General features: G+C 66.3%; 18 protein-coding genes. 13 read left to right on the top strand and 5 right to left on the bottom strand.

From position 1 onward, the window contains the following. Positions 1–14 precede the first annotated feature (14 nt). Positions 15–1,148 carry an FAD-dependent monooxygenase gene (locus KW843_RS15465; RefSeq protein WP_218296040.1) on the bottom strand — a complete coding sequence of 378 codons (1,134 nt, stop codon included), beginning with the start codon at positions 1,146–1,148 and terminating at the stop codon, positions 15–17. Between the two features lie 89 nt (positions 1,149–1,237). On the opposite strand from KW843_RS15465, the gene KW843_RS15460 reads away from it, so the two are divergent. The 4 genes from KW843_RS15460 to KW843_RS15445 all read left to right on the top strand — a co-directional run bounded on the left by KW843_RS15460 (position 1,238) and on the right by KW843_RS15445 (position 5,756). Continuing rightward, positions 1,238–2,107, top strand: coding sequence for an MOSC N-terminal beta barrel domain-containing protein (locus KW843_RS15460; RefSeq protein WP_218296039.1), 870 nt, complete (start codon positions 1,238–1,240; stop codon positions 2,105–2,107). 82 nt (positions 2,108–2,189) lie between these two features. Further along, entirely contained in the window at positions 2,190–3,284 is a 1,095-nt protein-coding gene (gene ychF, locus KW843_RS15455) for a redox-regulated ATPase YchF (protein WP_218296038.1), read from the top strand. Between the two features lie 130 nt (positions 3,285–3,414). Next, positions 3,415–4,293: an EamA family transporter RarD gene (gene rarD / locus KW843_RS15450; protein ID WP_218296037.1), complete on the top strand. Its 879-nt coding sequence runs from the start codon at positions 3,415–3,417 to the stop codon at positions 4,291–4,293. Between the two features lie 227 nt (positions 4,294–4,520). Then, positions 4,521–5,756, top strand: a complete 1,236-nt coding sequence (locus KW843_RS15445; protein WP_218296036.1) for a diguanylate cyclase — start codon at positions 4,521–4,523, stop codon at positions 5,754–5,756. 97 nt (positions 5,757–5,853) lie between these two features. Here the strand turns inward: KW843_RS15445 and KW843_RS15440 are convergent, their stop codons facing one another. Beyond that, the gene (locus KW843_RS15440) at positions 5,854–6,336 is read right to left on the bottom strand and encodes a YqaA family protein (protein WP_255591034.1); all 483 of its coding nucleotides are present in this window, start codon (positions 6,334–6,336) and stop codon (positions 5,854–5,856) included. Between the two features lie 150 nt (positions 6,337–6,486). Between KW843_RS15440 and KW843_RS15435 the strand changes: the two genes are divergently transcribed. The 4 genes from KW843_RS15435 to purH all read left to right on the top strand — a co-directional run bounded on the left by KW843_RS15435 (position 6,487) and on the right by purH (position 10,205). Beyond that, positions 6,487–7,068, top strand: coding sequence for a D-Ala-D-Ala dipeptidase (locus KW843_RS15435; RefSeq protein ID WP_218296035.1), 582 nt, complete (start codon positions 6,487–6,489; stop codon positions 7,066–7,068). A gap of 151 nt (positions 7,069–7,219) precedes the next feature. Beyond that, positions 7,220–8,266, top strand: coding sequence for a tRNA dihydrouridine synthase DusB (dusB, locus tag KW843_RS15430; RefSeq protein WP_218296034.1), 1,047 nt, complete (start codon positions 7,220–7,222; stop codon positions 8,264–8,266). Continuing rightward, the gene (locus KW843_RS15425; RefSeq protein ID WP_218296033.1) at positions 8,263–8,496 is read left to right on the top strand and encodes a Fis family transcriptional regulator; all 234 of its coding nucleotides are present in this window, start codon (positions 8,263–8,265) and stop codon (positions 8,494–8,496) included. Before dusB ends, KW843_RS15425 begins: the two co-directional genes overlap by 4 nt. A 95-nt stretch (positions 8,497–8,591) precedes the next feature. Further along, on the top strand, positions 8,592–10,205 hold the full coding sequence (gene purH / locus KW843_RS15420) for a bifunctional phosphoribosylaminoimidazolecarboxamide formyltransferase/IMP cyclohydrolase (RefSeq protein WP_218296032.1): 1,614 nt from the start codon (positions 8,592–8,594) through the stop codon (positions 10,203–10,205). 82 nt (positions 10,206–10,287) lie between these two features. On the opposite strand, the gene pobA is transcribed toward purH, so the two are convergent. Further along, entirely contained in the window at positions 10,288–11,472 is a 1,185-nt protein-coding gene (gene pobA, locus KW843_RS15415) for a 4-hydroxybenzoate 3-monooxygenase (RefSeq protein ID WP_218296031.1), read from the bottom strand. 210 nt (positions 11,473–11,682) lie between these two features. Between pobA and KW843_RS15410 the strand changes: the two genes are divergently transcribed. Then, positions 11,683–12,462: an IclR family transcriptional regulator C-terminal domain-containing protein gene (locus tag KW843_RS15410; RefSeq protein ID WP_218296030.1), complete on the top strand. Its 780-nt coding sequence runs from the start codon at positions 11,683–11,685 to the stop codon at positions 12,460–12,462. 81 nt (positions 12,463–12,543) lie between these two features. Here the strand turns inward: KW843_RS15410 and hemL are convergent, their stop codons facing one another. Both hemL and KW843_RS15400 read right to left on the bottom strand, forming a co-directional pair. Further along, complete coding sequence (gene hemL / locus KW843_RS15405; RefSeq protein WP_218296029.1) at positions 12,544–13,854, bottom strand: glutamate-1-semialdehyde 2,1-aminomutase; 1,311 nt, start codon at positions 13,852–13,854, stop codon at positions 12,544–12,546. Continuing rightward, complete coding sequence (locus KW843_RS15400; protein ID WP_218296028.1) at positions 13,838–14,797, bottom strand: bifunctional hydroxymethylpyrimidine kinase/phosphomethylpyrimidine kinase; 960 nt, start codon at positions 14,795–14,797, stop codon at positions 13,838–13,840. Before KW843_RS15400 ends, hemL begins: the two co-directional genes overlap by 17 nt. Positions 14,798–14,891: 94 nt before the next feature. Between KW843_RS15400 and KW843_RS15395 the strand changes: the two genes are divergently transcribed. From KW843_RS15395 to KW843_RS15380, 4 genes are read left to right on the top strand one after another with little or no spacing between them, the layout of a single operon-like run. Continuing rightward, positions 14,892–15,065, top strand: a complete 174-nt coding sequence (locus tag KW843_RS15395; RefSeq protein ID WP_082836248.1) for a rubredoxin — start codon at positions 14,892–14,894, stop codon at positions 15,063–15,065. A 58-nt stretch (positions 15,066–15,123) separates the two neighbouring features. Continuing rightward, the gene (locus KW843_RS15390) at positions 15,124–15,522 is read left to right on the top strand and encodes a PleD family two-component system response regulator (protein ID WP_005796099.1); all 399 of its coding nucleotides are present in this window, start codon (positions 15,124–15,126) and stop codon (positions 15,520–15,522) included. Beyond that, complete coding sequence (locus tag KW843_RS15385; protein ID WP_010459520.1) at positions 15,523–15,888, top strand: PleD family two-component system response regulator; 366 nt, start codon at positions 15,523–15,525, stop codon at positions 15,886–15,888. A 15-nt stretch (positions 15,889–15,903) separates the two neighbouring features. Then, positions 15,904–16,431, top strand: coding sequence for a chemotaxis protein CheW (locus KW843_RS15380; protein ID WP_218296027.1), 528 nt, complete (start codon positions 15,904–15,906; stop codon positions 16,429–16,431). Positions 16,432–16,435 lie beyond the last annotated feature (4 nt).

Here is a 16,435-nt window from a genome sequence, read left to right as displayed (position 1 = left end):
AGGCCGCAATGTGGTCAATGTATTCCCATGGCCTGGCGGGCCACGAAGTTCTTCAAGGGGCCGCTCAGTTCAAAGCCCTTCATTCCCCAGTTGCGCAATGCCTGCAGGGCGCCCTCGTGGCGGGAGAAAAGTTGCTGCAGCCCGTCCGTCGCCAAACCCATCGGCAGGAGCGCGGCCTTGCGCTCCCTTTCATAGCGCCGAAGCAGCCGCACATCCGCCACGCTGCGCCAGTAGTCGCGTCCCTGCAGCATGCCTGCCAGGGCCTGCGCATCGGCCAGGCCCAGGTTCAGCCCCTGGCCCGCCAGCGGGTGCACGTTGTGCGCCGCATCGCCGGCCAGCACCCAGCTGCGCGGGTTCTTGCCGCTGGCGGGCAGGGCCCCGCACCAGCGGTCCGCCTTGGCAAGCTGAAGGGGCCAGGCTGCGCGCTCCGCACTCAGCACCAACTTTCCCAGCACCTCCTGGCTGGCCGCCTGGAGCTTTTTCGCGAATTCTTCAGGCGGCAAGGCCATCAGCGGCGCCACCTGGTCCTGCAAGACGGACCATACAACCGCCACGGAGTTCCCCTGGGGGCCGCCCAAGGGCAAAAAAGCCAGGATGCCGTCGGGCAAGAACCACTGGCGCGCCACCTGTCCATGCGCACGTTCGCACTCCAAGCGGGTGGCGATGGCGTGCTGGGGATAGGGCGTCACCTGAAAATCCACGCCAAATTCTTGCCGCGTGCTGCTGGCGCGGCCCTCGCACACCACCGTCAGCGCCGCGGGCACGGGCGACTCCACCCATTCCATCTGCGGCTGGTAGCGCACGGCTTCCGTGAGGCGTGCTTCCAGGGCGGGCACGTCGACGATCCAGGCCAGGGCATCCACCCCCTGGGTGGCCGCGTCGAAATGGACGGCGCCGTCGTGGTCACCCTGCACCTGCATGGTCCGCACCGGCGTGGCGTGTTCCTCGTCCGGCCAGCTGCGCAGCGATTCGAGCAGATGGCGCGAGGCCGCATTCAGCGCGTAGGCCCGCACATCGGCGGCTGCGGCGCCTCTGGGGCCGGGGGCCGCCAGCAGGGCCACTTTCAGCCGTTCGCGGGCCAGCAGCAGCGCCAGGGTCTTGCCCACGATGCCGGTGCCGCGAATACAGATATCAAAGGTTTGGGCCATGGCGGCATTGTAGGAGGGGGCTTGTGCCCGCGCGCGCAGTGCAGAATCGGGGCCCGCATCCCCGCCCGTTTTTCAAGGAGTACCCCGGCGTGAGCTTCAACCCTGATTCCGATCTGTCGGGCACCATCGCACGGCTGTTCGTCTATCCCGTCAAGTCGTGCGCCGGCATTGAAGTGCAGGAGGCGCTGCTCACGGAGACCGGGCTGGACCTGGACCGCGCCTGGATGGTGGTGGATGCCAAGGGCATGTTCCTGACCCAGCGCGTCCTGCCCCGCATGGCGCTCATCCGGCCGCAGCTCAAGAGCGACGAAATGGTTTTGCGCGCGCCCGGCATGCTGGCCCTGCACGTGTCCATCGATGCGGTCGAGGCGCCTGCCACCGTGACCGTCTGGCGGGATACGGTGCCCGCCTGGGACATGGGCGCGGTGGCCGCCCAGTGGGTCACGGATTTCCTGGGTCAGCCGTGCCGGCTTGTCCGTTTCGACCCTGAGCACCGCCGCCTGTCCAGCATGGAGTGGACGGGTGGGATCGAGGCGCCCAATCAGTTCGCCGACGGGTTTCCCGTGCTGGTGGCCAGCGAGGCTTCCATGCAGGAGCTGAATGCGCGGCTGCAGGCGGCAGGCCATGCCCCCGTGGGGATGGAGCGGTTCCGGCCCAATGTGGTGCTGGCCGGCGTGGATGCCCATGACGAAGACCGTGTGGACATGATTCGGGTGGAGGCCCCGGAAGGCGGGATCCACCTGCAGCCCGTGAAGCCGTGTTCACGATGCCCCATCCCCGACATCGACCCCGCCACGGCCGAAAGCACCCCCGCGGTGGGCGACATGCTGCGGACCTACCGCCAGGACAAGCGCCTCGATGGTGCGATCACCTTCGGCATGAATGCCATCGTGGCCCGGGGCGCGGGCCAGATGCTGCGCGTGGGGCAGCGGGTGGGGGCGGATCTGCGCTTCGATTGAGGCGTGAACCGGCCCCCGAACGGCGGTTGCCGGCGGGCCCGTAAAATCGGCGGTTTGTCTCCGAATTCCAGAAAGCCCTGCCATGAGCCTCCAATGCGGCATCGTGGGCCTGCCCAACGTCGGCAAGTCCACCCTTTTCAACGCGCTGACCAAGGCCGGCATCGCCGCCGAAAACTATCCCTTCTGCACCATTGAGCCCAATGTGGGCGTGGTGGAGGTGCCGGACCCCCGCCTGCAGCAGCTGGCCAGCATCATCTCGCCCGAGCGCATCGTGCCTGCGATCGTCGAGTTCGTGGACATCGCCGGCCTGGTGGCGGGCGCCAGCCAGGGCGAAGGCCTGGGCAACCAGTTCCTGGCCCACATCCGCGAGACGGACGCCATCGTCAACGTGGTGCGCTGCTTCGAGGATGACAACGTGATCCACGTGGCCGGCCGCGTGGACCCGATCTCCGACATCGAAGTCATCCAGACCGAGCTGTGCCTGGCCGACATGGGCACCGTCGAGAAGGCGCTCAACCGCTACACCAAGGCCGCCAAGTCGGGCAACGACAAGGATGCCGCCAAGCTGGTGGCGCTGCTCACGCGCATCCAGGCCGCGCTCAACGAGGGCAAGCCCGCCCGCTCGGTGGAGATCACCAAGGAAGAGCAGCCCCTGCTCAAGTCCCTGTGCCTGATCACCGCCAAGCCCGCGATGTTCGTGGGCAACGTGAGCGAGGACGGCTTCGAGAACAACCCTTTCCTGGACCGGTTGAAGGAATACGCCGCCAGCCAGAACGCGCCCGTGGTGGCCATCTGCGCCAAGATGGAAGCCGAGATGGCCGAGATGAGCGACGAGGACCGCGACATGTTCCTGGCCGAGATGGGCCAGACGGAGCCCGGCCTGGCCCGGCTGATCCGCGGCGCCTTCAAGCTGCTGGGCCTGCAGACCTACTTCACCGCGGGCGTGAAGGAAGTGCGCGCCTGGACCATCCACATCGGCGACACGGCGCCCCAGGCGGCCGGCGTGATCCACGGCGACTTCGAGCGCGGGTTCATCCGTGCACAGACCATTGCGTTTGAGGACTTCATCGCGCTCAAGGGCGAGCAGGGCGCCAAGGACGCAGGCAAGATGCGCGCCGAAGGCAAGGAGTACGTGGTCAAGGATGGCGACGTGCTGAACTTCCTGTTCAACGTCTAGGGGTTGGGAGGCTGAAAGCTCCGCCGGGCCATGGGCCCGATGGCATCGCATCCCTGCACGGCCCCTGGCATGCAGGGATTTTTTTCGACCGTTCGAAGGGGCCTTCGCGCCCCTGGCACCACCGATTTCTATGAACACTGGAATCCTCTACGCCGCGCTGGCTTATGCCGCCTGGGGCCTGTTCCCGCTGTATTTCAAGCAGGTGGCGGATGTGCCCTCGCTGGAGGTGGTGATGCACCGCACGGTGTGGTCGCTGGTGTTTGTCTTTGGCGTGCTGATGGTGCGCAGGCAATGGTCCTGGCTGGGCGCCGTGCTGCGCCAGCCCCGTGTGCTGGGCGCGTTCGCGCTGTCGGCGATGCTGCTGTCGGGCAACTGGCTCACCTATGTGTGGGCGGTGCAGAACCAGCATGTGCTGGATGCCAGCCTGGGCTATTTCATTTTGCCGCTGGTGAACGTGGCGCTGGGCTTCGTGTTCCTGAAAGAGCGGCCTCGCCCGGGCCAGTGGCTTGCGGTGGCCGTGGCTGCCGCGGGAGTGCTGTGGCTTGCGGTGCAGGCGGGCCGCCTACCCTGGATTGCGCTGGTGCTGGCCCTGAGCTTTGGCTTCTACGGGTTGCTGCGCAAGCTTGCCGTGCTGGGCGCGCTGGAGGGGCTGGCGCTGGAAACCCTGGTGCTCGCGCCGGTGGCCGCCATCATGCTGGGCTGGTGGGCCTGGCAGGGCGAGGGCGCACTGGTCCAGGGGCCGCCCGCTGCCGTGGGATGGCTGTTGCTCGCGGGCCCCATGACGGCCGTTCCGCTGCTGCTGTTTGCCGCCGGTGCCCGCCTGATCCCGATGTCCACCTTGGGCATCCTGCAGTACATCTCCCCGAGCCTGCAGTTTGCGCTGGGCGTGTGGCTGTTCCATGAACCCTTCCAGCCTGCGCGCCTCGTGGGGTTTGTGTTGATCTGGACTGCGCTGCTGGTCTACAGCCTGGAAGGCTGGTGGACACGCCGGCAGGTTGCGGCGGCCTGAGGAGGCATCTTTCCCGGGCGCAAACAGTGGCCGCAAGGCGGGGTGCGCGGCGCCAAACGCCGCCCGCAGGGTGCGCTGCAGCGCGCGAGCTACTGGAAAACACGGAGCGCTTCCGTGTCAGTTCTGCGTAAGATGCGCGGGCCCGTCTGCCGGGCGTCAGCGCTGGCGGACTGTGTATTTCGGTGAACCTGTCACCCGAACGAACCCGGGCCCACGCCTGCCTCCGCATGTTCTTTGGCCGCAAGAATCCGTTTTCGGCGACGGACGCCTTTCCGCTGTCCGACGCCGTCATGGAATTCGATGACTCATCGTCGGCCATGGCGCGTCCCGCGCGCAGGGCCATGGATGGCCTGGGGCCGCGAAGCGGGCGCAGCGCGGGGCAGAAATGGCGGCTGGCCGGGGGGCTGATCGGCCTGTATGTATTGGCGATGGCCGGGTTCTATGCGCTGGGCATGGTGGATGTGCAGGTGCTCGCCGTCCTGGTGGTGCTGGCGGTGCTGGGATGCGGGGCCTTCTGGGGGATTTTCAGTTCGGGCCTGCACAAGAAGGTGCGGCACAGGCACCTGAAGCTGGCCATTGTGGCCACGGCATTGGCCTGCATGGTCGGGGTGTTCTATCTGGCGCCGGTCACGCAGATCCTGCTGGTTCCGTTCACCTTCGTGGCGGTGGCCTACGGGATCTTCACCGTGCCGCGGCCCGCGCTGCTGGCGCTGGCGGCCTGCATGCTGTGCCTGTACGCCGTGGTGGTGGGGCTCCATTACGTGGAGCAGAAAAATGACGCGCTGCTGCGCCTGGAAGCGCTGCACTGGCTGGCCCTGGCGCTATCGTTGCCCACCTACATCCTCCTGATGGGCAGGGTCCAGCGCCTCTACCGCAGCCTGTACCACGCCAGCCGGAAGATCAAGAACATCCAGGAAGACGCCCAGCGCGACCCCCTGGTCGGATGTTTCAACCGCCGATACGTGCTGGCCGCGCTGGAGGAGCAAAAGCAGCTGGCGGATGAAAGCGGCATTCCCCTGTGCCTCGCCGTGGTGGATATCGACCATTTCAAGCGCATCAATGATGAATTGGGGCATCTGGGGGGTGACGAGGTGCTGCGCACGTTCGCCCGCGTGGCACAGCAGGGGGTGCGCGCAGGCGATGTGTTCGGGCGCTATGGGGGCGAGGAGTTCCTGCTCATCTTTCCCGCCACATCCCTGCTGCCTGCGCTCAATACCTGCGAGCGCATCCGCGCCCAGGTCGAGATCCATGCATGGGCCGGGCTTCTCAAGGGGCGGGTGACGGTGTCGATCGGCGTGACCCAGTACGTGCTGGGAGAGTCGGTGCTGGAGTTTTTCTCGCGGGCCGACACCGCGATGTACATGGCCAAGGAAGGCGGGCGCAACCAGGTGGTGGTCGAGGAGCCGGTGGCCCGTGGCGATTCGCTGTTGTCCGACATCGGCGCACACGCACCGCTGTCGTGAGACGTGGGCATGCGGGAGAGGGGCGCCTGGGGACGGCAGTTGCACACCCTTGTCATTGCTGGCGCCAAGCGGCCTCAACGAAACACCGGGTGAGAAGTCACAGCGCCAGGTGCCCCGGCATGAAGTGCAGCAGCACGCTCGTCATCAGCAGATAGCGGAAGAACTTGCCCACGGCCATATAGGCCAGGCAGGGCCAGAACGGCAGTTTCAGCCATCCGGCCACGGCGCACAGCGGGTCGCCCACCACGGGCAGCCAGCTCATCAGGCAGGCGCGTGCGCCAAAGCGCTGGAGCCAGTGCAGCGCGCGCACGTCGGTGGCATTGCCACGGGCCTTGTCCACGACCTTGTGAGCCCCCAGGCCCATCCACCAGCTCACCCCACCGCCCAGCGTGTTGCCGACCGTGGCGACCAGGATCGCGGGCCAGAACAGTTCGGGGTTGATCTTGATCAGCCCGAACACCGCCGGCTCCGAGCCCAGGGGTAGCAGCGTGGCCGAGATGAACGAAACGACAAAGACCGTGCTAAGGCCGAACTGCGGCAGCGCAAGCCATTCCAGCAGCTGGTGCATCCAGATTTCCATGGGAGGAAGTGTAGGGCGGCGGCGGCATCGCTTTCATGCCAGGGGGCGCTGTCCTACGCAGGGGTGCGCCATCCGCGCATGGCCGTGGGCGGCGCCTATTTGTATCGTGAAGCAACACCGTCCCTGAATGAATTTACCCCGGGAGGCTTCATGCATTGTTTCGCAATCCCTGCCATCGCCCGCCCGGCACCTGCCGCCGTGCCGGTGGGCACCCGCTGGTCGTCAGCGGCCCTGGCGCTGCTGCTGGCCGCCTGCGTGCACAGCCCGCAGGCGGCGGTGCCCCCTGTGTCTTCTTCACTGCCGCCGGCTTCGCACGCACATGCCGGCAGCGGTAGCGGCTGCAGCGAGATGCCCGGTGGGCGCGCCGCGCTGGATGGCGTGGCCCGGGAGCTGCAGGCGCAAGGCATGGCACTTGAAGCCACCTGCCCCGTCGCCGCCGGCGAATGGGTGGTGCGGGTTCGGGTGGTGGACGGCATGAAGGCCAGCAAGGTCGTGCGCGGCCCCCTGGCCGATGGTCACGATGTGGACATGGGCACGCCCGCCGGCGTGAGGCAGGGGGGCGCGGAGCTGGCCGCGCGGGGCTTCTCGCCGGATGTGCTGCACAACCGCCAGTGGCTGCGCACGCTGATGGCGCGCCATGAATTCGACAATGCCGCCGATGCCTGGTGGCGCTTTGCGCAACGTGCCCGGGTTCCTGCACCGACGGCGGAAACCGACCTCGCCGCGCGCTGACCGTGGCGGCCGTGCGTCGCCGCGCCGGAGAGCATCGGGGTGGACAGGGGCGTCATTTCAGTGGGCGGAACATTTCATTTGCTGAAATTTTGAGCAGGTACAATCCTGCCTCCTTTTTCAGCATTCGCTGCTGCACCTACCGCGCCCCTTCATGCACATCGGCCACATTCCTCTGGCGAACCGCTTGTTCGTCGCCCCGATGGCGGGCGTCACGGACCGGCCGTTTCGCCAGCTGTGCAAGGCGCTGGGCGCGGGCTACGCGGTGAGCGAGATGGTGACCTCGCGCAAGGACTTGTGGAACAGCCTCAAGACCTCGCGCCGGGCCAACCATGAAGGGGAGCCCGGGCCCATCGCCGTGCAGATCGCAGGCACCGATGCGCCGATGATGGCCGAGGCCGCGGTCTACAACGTGGAGCGCGGCGCGCAGATCATCGACATCAACATGGGTTGCCCGGCCAAGAAGGTCTGCAACAAGTGGGCGGGCTCCGCCCTGATGCAGAACGAGGCGCTGGCCGTGGAGATCGCCGAGGCCGTGGTGCAGGCGTGCGCGCCCTTCAACGTGCCCGTCACGCTGAAGATGCGCACCGGCTGGTGCCAGGAGCACAAGAACGCCGTGGCGCTGGCCCGCGCGTTCGAGGGCGTGGGCATCCAGATGCTCACCGTGCACGGCCGCACGCGCGAGCAAGGCTACAAGGGCCATGCGGAGTACGACACCATCGCGGCGGTGAAGGCGGCGGTGAGGGTGCCCGTGGTGGCCAATGGCGACATCACTTCACCCGAGAAGGCGCGCGACGTGCTGGCCGCCACCGGGGCCGACGCGATCATGATCGGCCGTGCCGCACAGGGCCGGCCGTGGATCTTCCGCGAGATCGGCCACTTCCTGGCCACGGGCGAGCACCTGGCGCCACCGCTGGTGGCCGAGGTGCGGCGCCTGTTGCTGGACCACCTGCAAGACCACTACGGCCTGTATGGCGAGCTGACCGGGGTGCGCAGTGCGCGCAAGCACATCGCGTGGTACCTGCGTGCGCTGCCGGGCGGCGAGGCCTTCAGGCAACACATCAATACCATCGAGGACTGCGCCGCGCAGTGGCAGGCCGTGGCCGACCACCTGGATGCCCTTGCGCAACAGATGGACCGGCTGCCCGCCGCCACCGGCACGGACGCAGAACCAGAAGAACAAGAGGGAATGGCTGCATGAGCAAGAAACACATAGAAGAATGCGTGCGCGAGAGCCTGCAAGGCTACTTTCGCGACCTGGGCGGAGAGACGCCCGACGGCATGTACGACATGCTGGTGCGCGTGGTCGAGAAACCGCTGCTGGAAGTGGTGATGACCCATGCCGACAACAACCAGTCCCGCGCCGCCGAATGGCTGGGCCTGAACCGCAACACGCTGCGCAAGAAGCTGGCCCTGCACAAGCTGCTCTGACCGGCGCACGATTGCTATTAAATGTATAGCTGTTGGCGCTTATCCATAAAGCGCCAGGCCCTGTTTTTATTCAAACTCTCCCCACCACCACTGCCATGAACGCACTTCTTTCCGTCTCCGACAAGACCGGCATCGTCGAATTTGCACAGGCCCTGCATGCGCTGGGCATCAAGCTGCTGTCCACCGGCGGCACCGCCAAGCTGCTGGCCGACCAGGGCCTGCCCGTGACCGAGGTGGCCGAGGTCACCCAGTTCCCAGAGATGCTGGACGGCCGCGTGAAGACGCTGCACCCCAAGGTGCACGGCGGCCTGCTGGCACGCCGCGAGCTGCCCGAGCACATGGCCGCGCTCCAGGAGCATGGCATCGACACCATCGACCTGCTGGTGGTCAACCTGTACCCTTTCGAGTCCACCGTGGCCAAGGCGGGCTGCACGCTGGCCGACGCCATCGAGAACATCGACATCGGCGGCCCGGCCATGGTGCGCAGCGCCGCCAAGAACTGGAAGGACGTAGGCGTGCTGACCGACGCCTCGCAGTACCCCGCTGTGCTGGCCGAGCTGAAGGAAAAGGGCAAGCTTTCCGACAAGCTGCGGTTCGCGCTGTCGGTGGCCGCGTTCAACCGCATCGCGCAGTACGACGGCGCCATCAGCGACTACCTCTCGTCCGTCACCTTCGAAGAGGAAAAGCTGTCCGAAACCTACGTGCCCGCGCGTGCCCAGTTCGCCGGCCAGAGCAACGGCATCTTCACCAAGGTGCAGGACCTGCGCTACGGCGAGAACGCGCACCAGCAGGCCGCGCTGTACCGCGACCTGTACCCCGCGCCCGGCTCGCTGGTCACGGCCGAGCAGGTGCAGGGCAAGGAGCTGTCGTACAACAACATCGCCGACGCCGATGCGGCGTGGGAATGCGTCAAGAGCTTCGAGGCGCCTGCCTGCGTCATCGTCAAGCACGCCAACCCCTGCGGCGTGGCCGTGGGCCTGGACGCGCTCGATGCCTACGGCAAGGCCTTCCAGACGGACCCCACCAGCGCCTTCGGCGGCATCATCGCCTTCAACCGCACGGTGGATGGCGCCGCCGCCCAGCAGATCGCCAAGCAGTTCGTCGAAGTGCTGATGGCGCCGGAGTTCACGCCCGAGGCGCTGGAGGTGTTCAAGGCCAAGGCCAATGTGCGCCTGCTCAAGATCGCCCTGCCGCCGCATGCCGGCAAGGCGCAGCAGCTCACCGACTGGCAGCGGGGCCGCAACGCCATGGACGCCAAGCGCATCGGCTCCGGCCTGCTGCTGCAGACCGCGGACAACCACGAGCTGTCGCTCATCGACCTGAAGGTGGTCACGCACAAGCAGCCCACGCTGGAAGAGATGGAAGACCTGCTGTTCGCCTGGAAGGTGGCCAAGTACGTCAAGAGCAATGCCATCGTCTTCTGCAAGGGCGGCATGACCATGGGCGTGGGCGCCGGCCAGATGAGCCGCCTGGACTCGGCCCGCATCGCCAGCATCAAGGCGGGCCACGCGGGCCTCACGCTGCAGGGCACCGTGGTGGCCAGCGACGCATTCTTCCCCTTCCGCGACGGCCTCGATGTGGTGGTCGATGCAGGTGCGACCTGCGTGATCCAGCCCGGTGGCTCCATGCGCGACAACGAAGTGATCGATGCCGCCAACGAGCGCGGCGTGGCCATGGTGTTCAGCGGGGTGCGCCACTTCCGCCACTGATTCGGGCGGCGGGGCGCCATGCAAGAAGCGGCTTCCTGGGAAACCGCTTTTTTTGGGAGGTACTCTCGGAACGGGGAGAGAGTCAGGTTCCGAAGTTCATCGGCAGCCCTACATAGTTCTCGGCCAGTGAGACCGAGGCTGCGCGCGAGTGCACCAGGTATTCCAGCTCGGCTTCCTGAATCTTCTGGCCGAATTCGCCAGTCTCTGGAAAACGGTGCATCAACGAGGTGAACCACCACGAGAAGCGCTCGGCGCGCCACACGCGGCGCAGGCAGCGGTCGGAATAGGTGTCGATGCCGGCGCTCGACTTCTCGCTGTAGTAGTCGGCGAACGCATTCCACAGGTAGCCCACGTCACTCGCCGCCAGGTTCAGGCCCTTGGCACCGGTGGGCGGCACGATGTGGGCCGCGTCGCCCGCCAGGAACAGGCGGCCAAAGCGCATGGGCTCGGCCACGAAGCTGCGCAGCGGGGCGATGCTCATCTCCAGCGCCGGGCCGGTGACAAGGTTCTCGCGCGCCTCGGGGTCCAGGCGGTTGCCCAGTTCGGCCCAGAACTGCTCGATGCTCCACTGCTCCACCTTGTCGGTCGATGGCACTTGCAGGTAGTAGCGGCTGCGCGTGTTGCTGCGCATGCTGCACAGCGCAAAGCCCCGCTCGGTGTTGGCGTAGATCAGCTCGTGGGACACGGGCTTCACGTCGGCCAGCACGCCCAGCCAGCCAAAGGGGTAGACACGCCCGTAGGTGCGCAGTGCGCCCTCGGGCACGCTGGCGCGGCACACGCCGTGGTAGCCGTCGCAGCCTGCGATGAAGTCGCACAGCACCTCGTGCGTCTGGCCGTCCTTCTCGTAGGTCACGCGCGGCTGCTGGCCGTCGAAGTCGTGCACGGCCACGTTCTGCGCGTCGTACACCGTGGTCAGGCCTTCGGCGGCGCGGGCGTCCATCAGGTCGCGGGTCACTTCGGTCTGGCCGTACACGGTCACGCGGCTGCCGCCGGTCAGCGCGTGCAGGTCGATCCGGTGCCGCGCACCCTTGAACAACAGCTCAATGCCGTCGTGTGGCAGCCCTTCGGCATGGGCGCGGGCGCCGACGCCCGCCTGGTCCAGCAGGTCCATGCTGACCTGCTCCAGCACGCCGGCGCGGATGCGGCCCAGCACGTAGTCGGGGCTGCGCTGTTCGATGATGACGGCGTCGATGCCGGACTTGTAAAGCAACTGGCCGAGCAGCAGGCCGGCGGGGCCTGCGCCGATGATGGCAACCTGGGTACGCATGGTGGACAACCTCACAAAGCAAACAAGGGCGCTGGAAAGCGCTAAGACAACAGCGCCAAGCGTAGGTTGATCCATGTCAACGCGGCGCCCGCCCGGCGCCCTGGCGCGCGGTGGGTGGACGTGATGTGCGATCATCGCGCAATCTTCCACAGCCCCGGCGCATCGGGCGCCCGCACCCCGGGCATCGACCGGCCGACCATGGACCCCCGCATGACCACCGTTCCCATCGCCAAGGCAGATTTCATCGAAGGCATGGCCAAGGGCCTGGCGGTGCTGGAGAGTTTCGACACCGAGCGCCAGCGGCTCAATGCCACGCTGGCCGCGCAGCGCACCGGCCTCACGCGCGCGGCGGCGCGCCGCCACCTGCTCACGCTGGCGCATCTGGGTTATCTGGAGACGGATGGCAGCTACTTCTGGCTGGCGCCCAAGGTGCTGCGGTTTTCGGGCAGCTACCTGGCATCGGCCCGGCTGCCGCGGGTGCTGCAGCCCACGCTCAACCGGCTGGCGGCACAGACGCAGCAGTCATTCTCGGCCGTGGTGCTGGATGGCGGCGAGGTGGTGATCGTGGCGCGCAGCGGGGTGTACGGCGCGCCTTCGCGCGTGCTGGCCTATGGCCTGCACCTGGGGGCGCGGCTGCCGGCGCACCCCACGTCCACGGGGCGTGTGCTGCTGGCCGCGTTGCCACCGGCGGCGCTGACGGCGTGGCTCAAGGCCTGCCCGCTGCACCGGCTCACGCCCCACACCATCACCCAGGTCGGCCCGCTGCGGCAGGTGATTGCCAAGGCGCGCCGCGACGACCATTGCCTGGCGGTGGAGGAGCACGAACTGGGCGTGCACGCGCTGGCAGTGCCCCTGCGCAATCTGCAGGGCGACACGGTGGCCGCGCTCAATGTGGTGGCGTCGCCCAAGCAGGTGGACGAGCGCAGCCTGCAGCGCGACATGCTGCCACTGCTGCAGGAGGCCGCCCGCGAGCTGCGGGGGCTGCTGTGAACGAATGCCAACGTCGAGTTAGCAAGCGGGAATACCCATAAAAATGGCCGAAAGCGCTTGATGGGTAAGCGCTGGCAGCTATTATTTTGATAGTTCCTTGAAGACTTCGCGGGCGGCTGCCACGGTGGCGGCGATGTCGTCGGCGGTGTGTGCCGCGCTCACGAAGCCCGCCTCGTACAGCGCCGGCGCGATGTAGATACCGCGATCGAGCAGGCCGTGGAACAGCTGGTTGAAACGCGCGCTGTCGGTCTTGAGCACCTGGGCGTAGTTCTGGGGCAGCTCGGGCATCAGGAAGAAGCCGAACATGCCGCCTTCGCTGTCGGTGCTGAAGGGCACGCCTTCGGCCGCCGCCGCGGCAGCCAGCCCATCGACCAGCGAGCGCGTGGTGGCCGACAGGGCGTCGAAGAAACCCGGCTTCCTGATCTCGCGCAGCGTGGCCAGCCCGCAGGCCGTGGCCACCGGGTTGCCCGACAACGTGCCCGCCTGGTACACGGCCCCCAGCGGTGCCAGGTGTTCCATGATGGCGCGCGGGCCCCCAAAGGCGGCCAGCGGCATGCCGCCACCGATCACCTTGCCCAGCACCGTGATGTCGGGCTTGAAGCCCGGGATGCTCCGGGCGTACACGCTCTGGGCGCTGCCCAGGGCCACGCGAAAGCCCGTCATCACCTCGTCGAGCACCAGCAGCGCGCCGTATTCGGTGCACAGCTCGCGGCAGCGCTTCATGAACGGAACGCTGGCGCGCACCAGGTTCATGTTGCCCGCGATGGGCTCGATCATCACGCAGGCCAGTTCCTTGCCATGCAGGGCAAAGGCTTCTTCCAGCTGGGCGACGTTGTTGTATTCGAGCACCAGGGTGTGCTGCACCACCTCGGGCGGCACGCCTGCGCTGGTGGCGTTGCCGAACGTGGCCAGGCCCGAACCGGCCTTGACCAGCAGGGAGTCGGCATGGCCGTGGTAGCAGCCCTCGAACTTGATGAATTTGCTGCGGCCCGTGGCACCGCGCGCCAGTCGGATGGCGCTCATGCCCGCTTCGGTGCCCGAGCTGACCAGGCGGATCATCTCCATCGAAGGGACGAGGCTCAGGATTTCCTCGGCCAGCTCCACTTCGCGCTCGGTCGGCGCGCCAAAACTGAAGCCTTCGAGCGCTGCGCTCTGCACGGCTTCGAGCACGGCGGGGTGGCCGTGGCCCAGGATCATCGGACCCCAGGAGCCGATGTAGTCGATGAAGCGCTGGTCGTTGGCGTCCCAGAAGTAGGCGCCCTGGGCGCGCTTCACGAAACGCGGCGTGCCGCCCACGGCCTTGAAGGCCCGCACGGGCGAGTTCACGCCGCCGGGGATCAGCGCCTTGGCGCGTTCGAACAGGGGGATGTTGAGGTCAGTGCTTGGTGTCATGGGGTGGCATCACAAAGCCTTCGAGGGCCTGTGCTTCGTCAATCGGGGGTTCTTCTTCATCGCCGTCGGCCTCGTCGTCGTCGGGCTGGGCCCAGAACATGCGGTCGGGCACGATGTGCCCCATGCCGGGGCGAAAGCCGGCGTCCAGGCAGCGGTCGAGGTAGCCCAGGGCCTCGCTGGTGGCCTCGCCCAGGTCGTTGCCGCTGGCCACCAGGGCGGTGAGCGCGGCGGACAAGGTGTCGCCAGCGCCGGAGAAGGTGGCGTCGAACAGTTCGAACTTGCCGCTGCCCAGCACGGTCTGGGGCGAGGCCAGCACGTTCTCGACAAACTGCTCGGGCAGCGGAATACCGGTGACCAGGGTGTAGGGCACACCCATCTCGGAGGCGGCCCGGGCGATGTCGCGCGCGGTCGGGCTGCGGTCGCTGGTCCAGTCCGGCAGCAGCCAGCGCCACAGGGTGCTGTGGTTTCCAACCAACACCGAGGTCTGCGGTAACAACAATTCCCGGAAGGCGTCCAGGTACTCGTCGATCAGCTCGTCGCGCCACCAGGACAGGTTGGGCATGTAGGCGATCACGGGCACTTCGTCGTAGTCGGTCGTGATCTCGGCGATGGTGCTGATGTTCTCCGGGCTGCCCACGAAACCGACCTTGATGGCCTGTACCGGCAGGTCCTCCAGGACGGCGCGGGCCTGCTCGGCCACGGCCTCGTCGTCAAAACTGAAGTGGTCGAAAATCTCCGCGGTATCGCGGGCGTACGCGCCGCAGACCACGGCGATCGGGTGCCCGCCCACGGAGGCGATGGTGGTGATGTCGGCCGTCAGTCCGCCGGCGCCGCTGGGGTCGCTGGCGTTGAAGACGAGCACGCACGCAGGGCTTGCGTCCTCCGAACCGTCATCTTCGAGATCTATGATTTCTGGGGGGGGAGGGGATGCTTTGGCGGTCATGGACCAGATCCTGCTTGAGGGGCGGCACCGGCGCCGTGGCCCGCGGAGATGACTAGATACAATCGTTGCATTCTATGTGAAGGCCCTTTAAGCTGTGACCGACTCTAAAACTTGGATGTGTTTGATTTGCGGTTGGATTTATGACGAAGCAGAGGGTTCACCTGAGCACGGCATTGCACCCAACACTCCATGGGATCAGGTTCCCATGAATTGGACCTGCCCTGAATGTGGCGCCCGCAAGGAAGACTTCGAGATGGTTCAGATTTGAGGCGCACCAGCATCATGTGCTGCCGCGTTGTTTATTTTTCCATCGGGAGCAGTAACAATTGACTACAACAGGCGCATCTTTCAAAGTGCTAGTGGTGGATGACAGCAACACCATCCGTCGAAGCGCCGAGATTTTTCTCAAGCAGGGGGGGCACGAAGTCTTGTTGGCCGACGACGGCTTTGATGCTTTGGCCAAAGTCAACGATTACCAGCCTCAGCTGATTTTCTGCGACATCCTCATGCCCAAGCTCGACGGGTACCAGACCTGCGCCATCATCAAGCGCAACGCCCGTTTTGCAGATACTCCGGTGGTAATGCTGTCTTCCAAGGACGGCGTATTCGACAAGGCGCGCGGGCGCATGGTCGGCTGCCAGGAATATCTCACCAAACCGTTTACCAAAGACCAGCTGCTGCAGGCAGTGCAGCAGTTTGGCAATTCCCAACAAGGAGCGATGTAAATGCCCATCCAGAAAGTACTGGTCGTCGACGACTCGAAGACCGAGTTGATGTTTTTGACGGACCTGCTTCAGAAAAAAGGCATGCAGGTACGCACCGCTGAAAATGCCGATGAAGCCTTTCGCCGCCTGGCGGAAGAAAAGCCCGATCTGATCCTGATGGATGTCGTGATGCCCGGCCAGAATGGCTTTCAACTCACGCGCGCCATCACCCGCGACCCGCTGTATGCCGACGTGCCCATCATCATGTGCACCAGCAAGAACCAGGAAACGGATCGCGTCTGGGGGATGCGGCAGGGTGCGCGGGGCTACATCACCAAGCCCGTCGATCCCGCCGAACTGCAGGCCAAAATCGACGCCCTGAACTGAGGCTGCGGCGCGTTCATGGCCAACCGCGAAGCCCTGCGAGAGCTCCAGACCCGACTTGCCAGCCGCCTTCAGGCCGCAAGAACCGAAGGGACCTCTGTGTCATCCTGGCTGGCTGTCGAGTCCGCCGGGAGTTTCTATTTGCTGCCCCTTGGACAGTCGGGGGAGATTTTCCCCTGGGTCTCGATCCAGGCGGTGCCTTATACCCAAAGCTGGTTCCTGGGCGTTGCCAACCTGCGCGGCGGGCTGGTCGGCGTGGTGGATCTCGCGGGGCTCCTGGGCTCCGCGGCGCCCCGTACCGAACAGGCCCTGTCGGAGGCCAGCCTCCTGGCTTTCAACGCGGCCCTCGAAGTCAATGCCGCTTTGCTGGTGGACCGCCTGGCCGGCCTGCGCGGGACCGATGCGTTCGTGTCCTCCGAGCCTCCGGCCGAGGATTCCCCTGCATTCTTCGGCACCACGTATATCGATTCCAGCGGCGCGCGCTGGCAGGAACTGAACTTGCAGATCCTGTCCCAACATCCCGCTTTCCTGAGCATCAGTGCTTGAGTTT

It is taken from the genome of Acidovorax sp. sif1233 (assembly GCF_019218755.1).
Lineage (GTDB): Bacteria > Pseudomonadota > Gammaproteobacteria > Burkholderiales > Burkholderiaceae_C > Acidovorax.
This window is presented reverse-complemented; position numbering and strand designations above follow the sequence as displayed.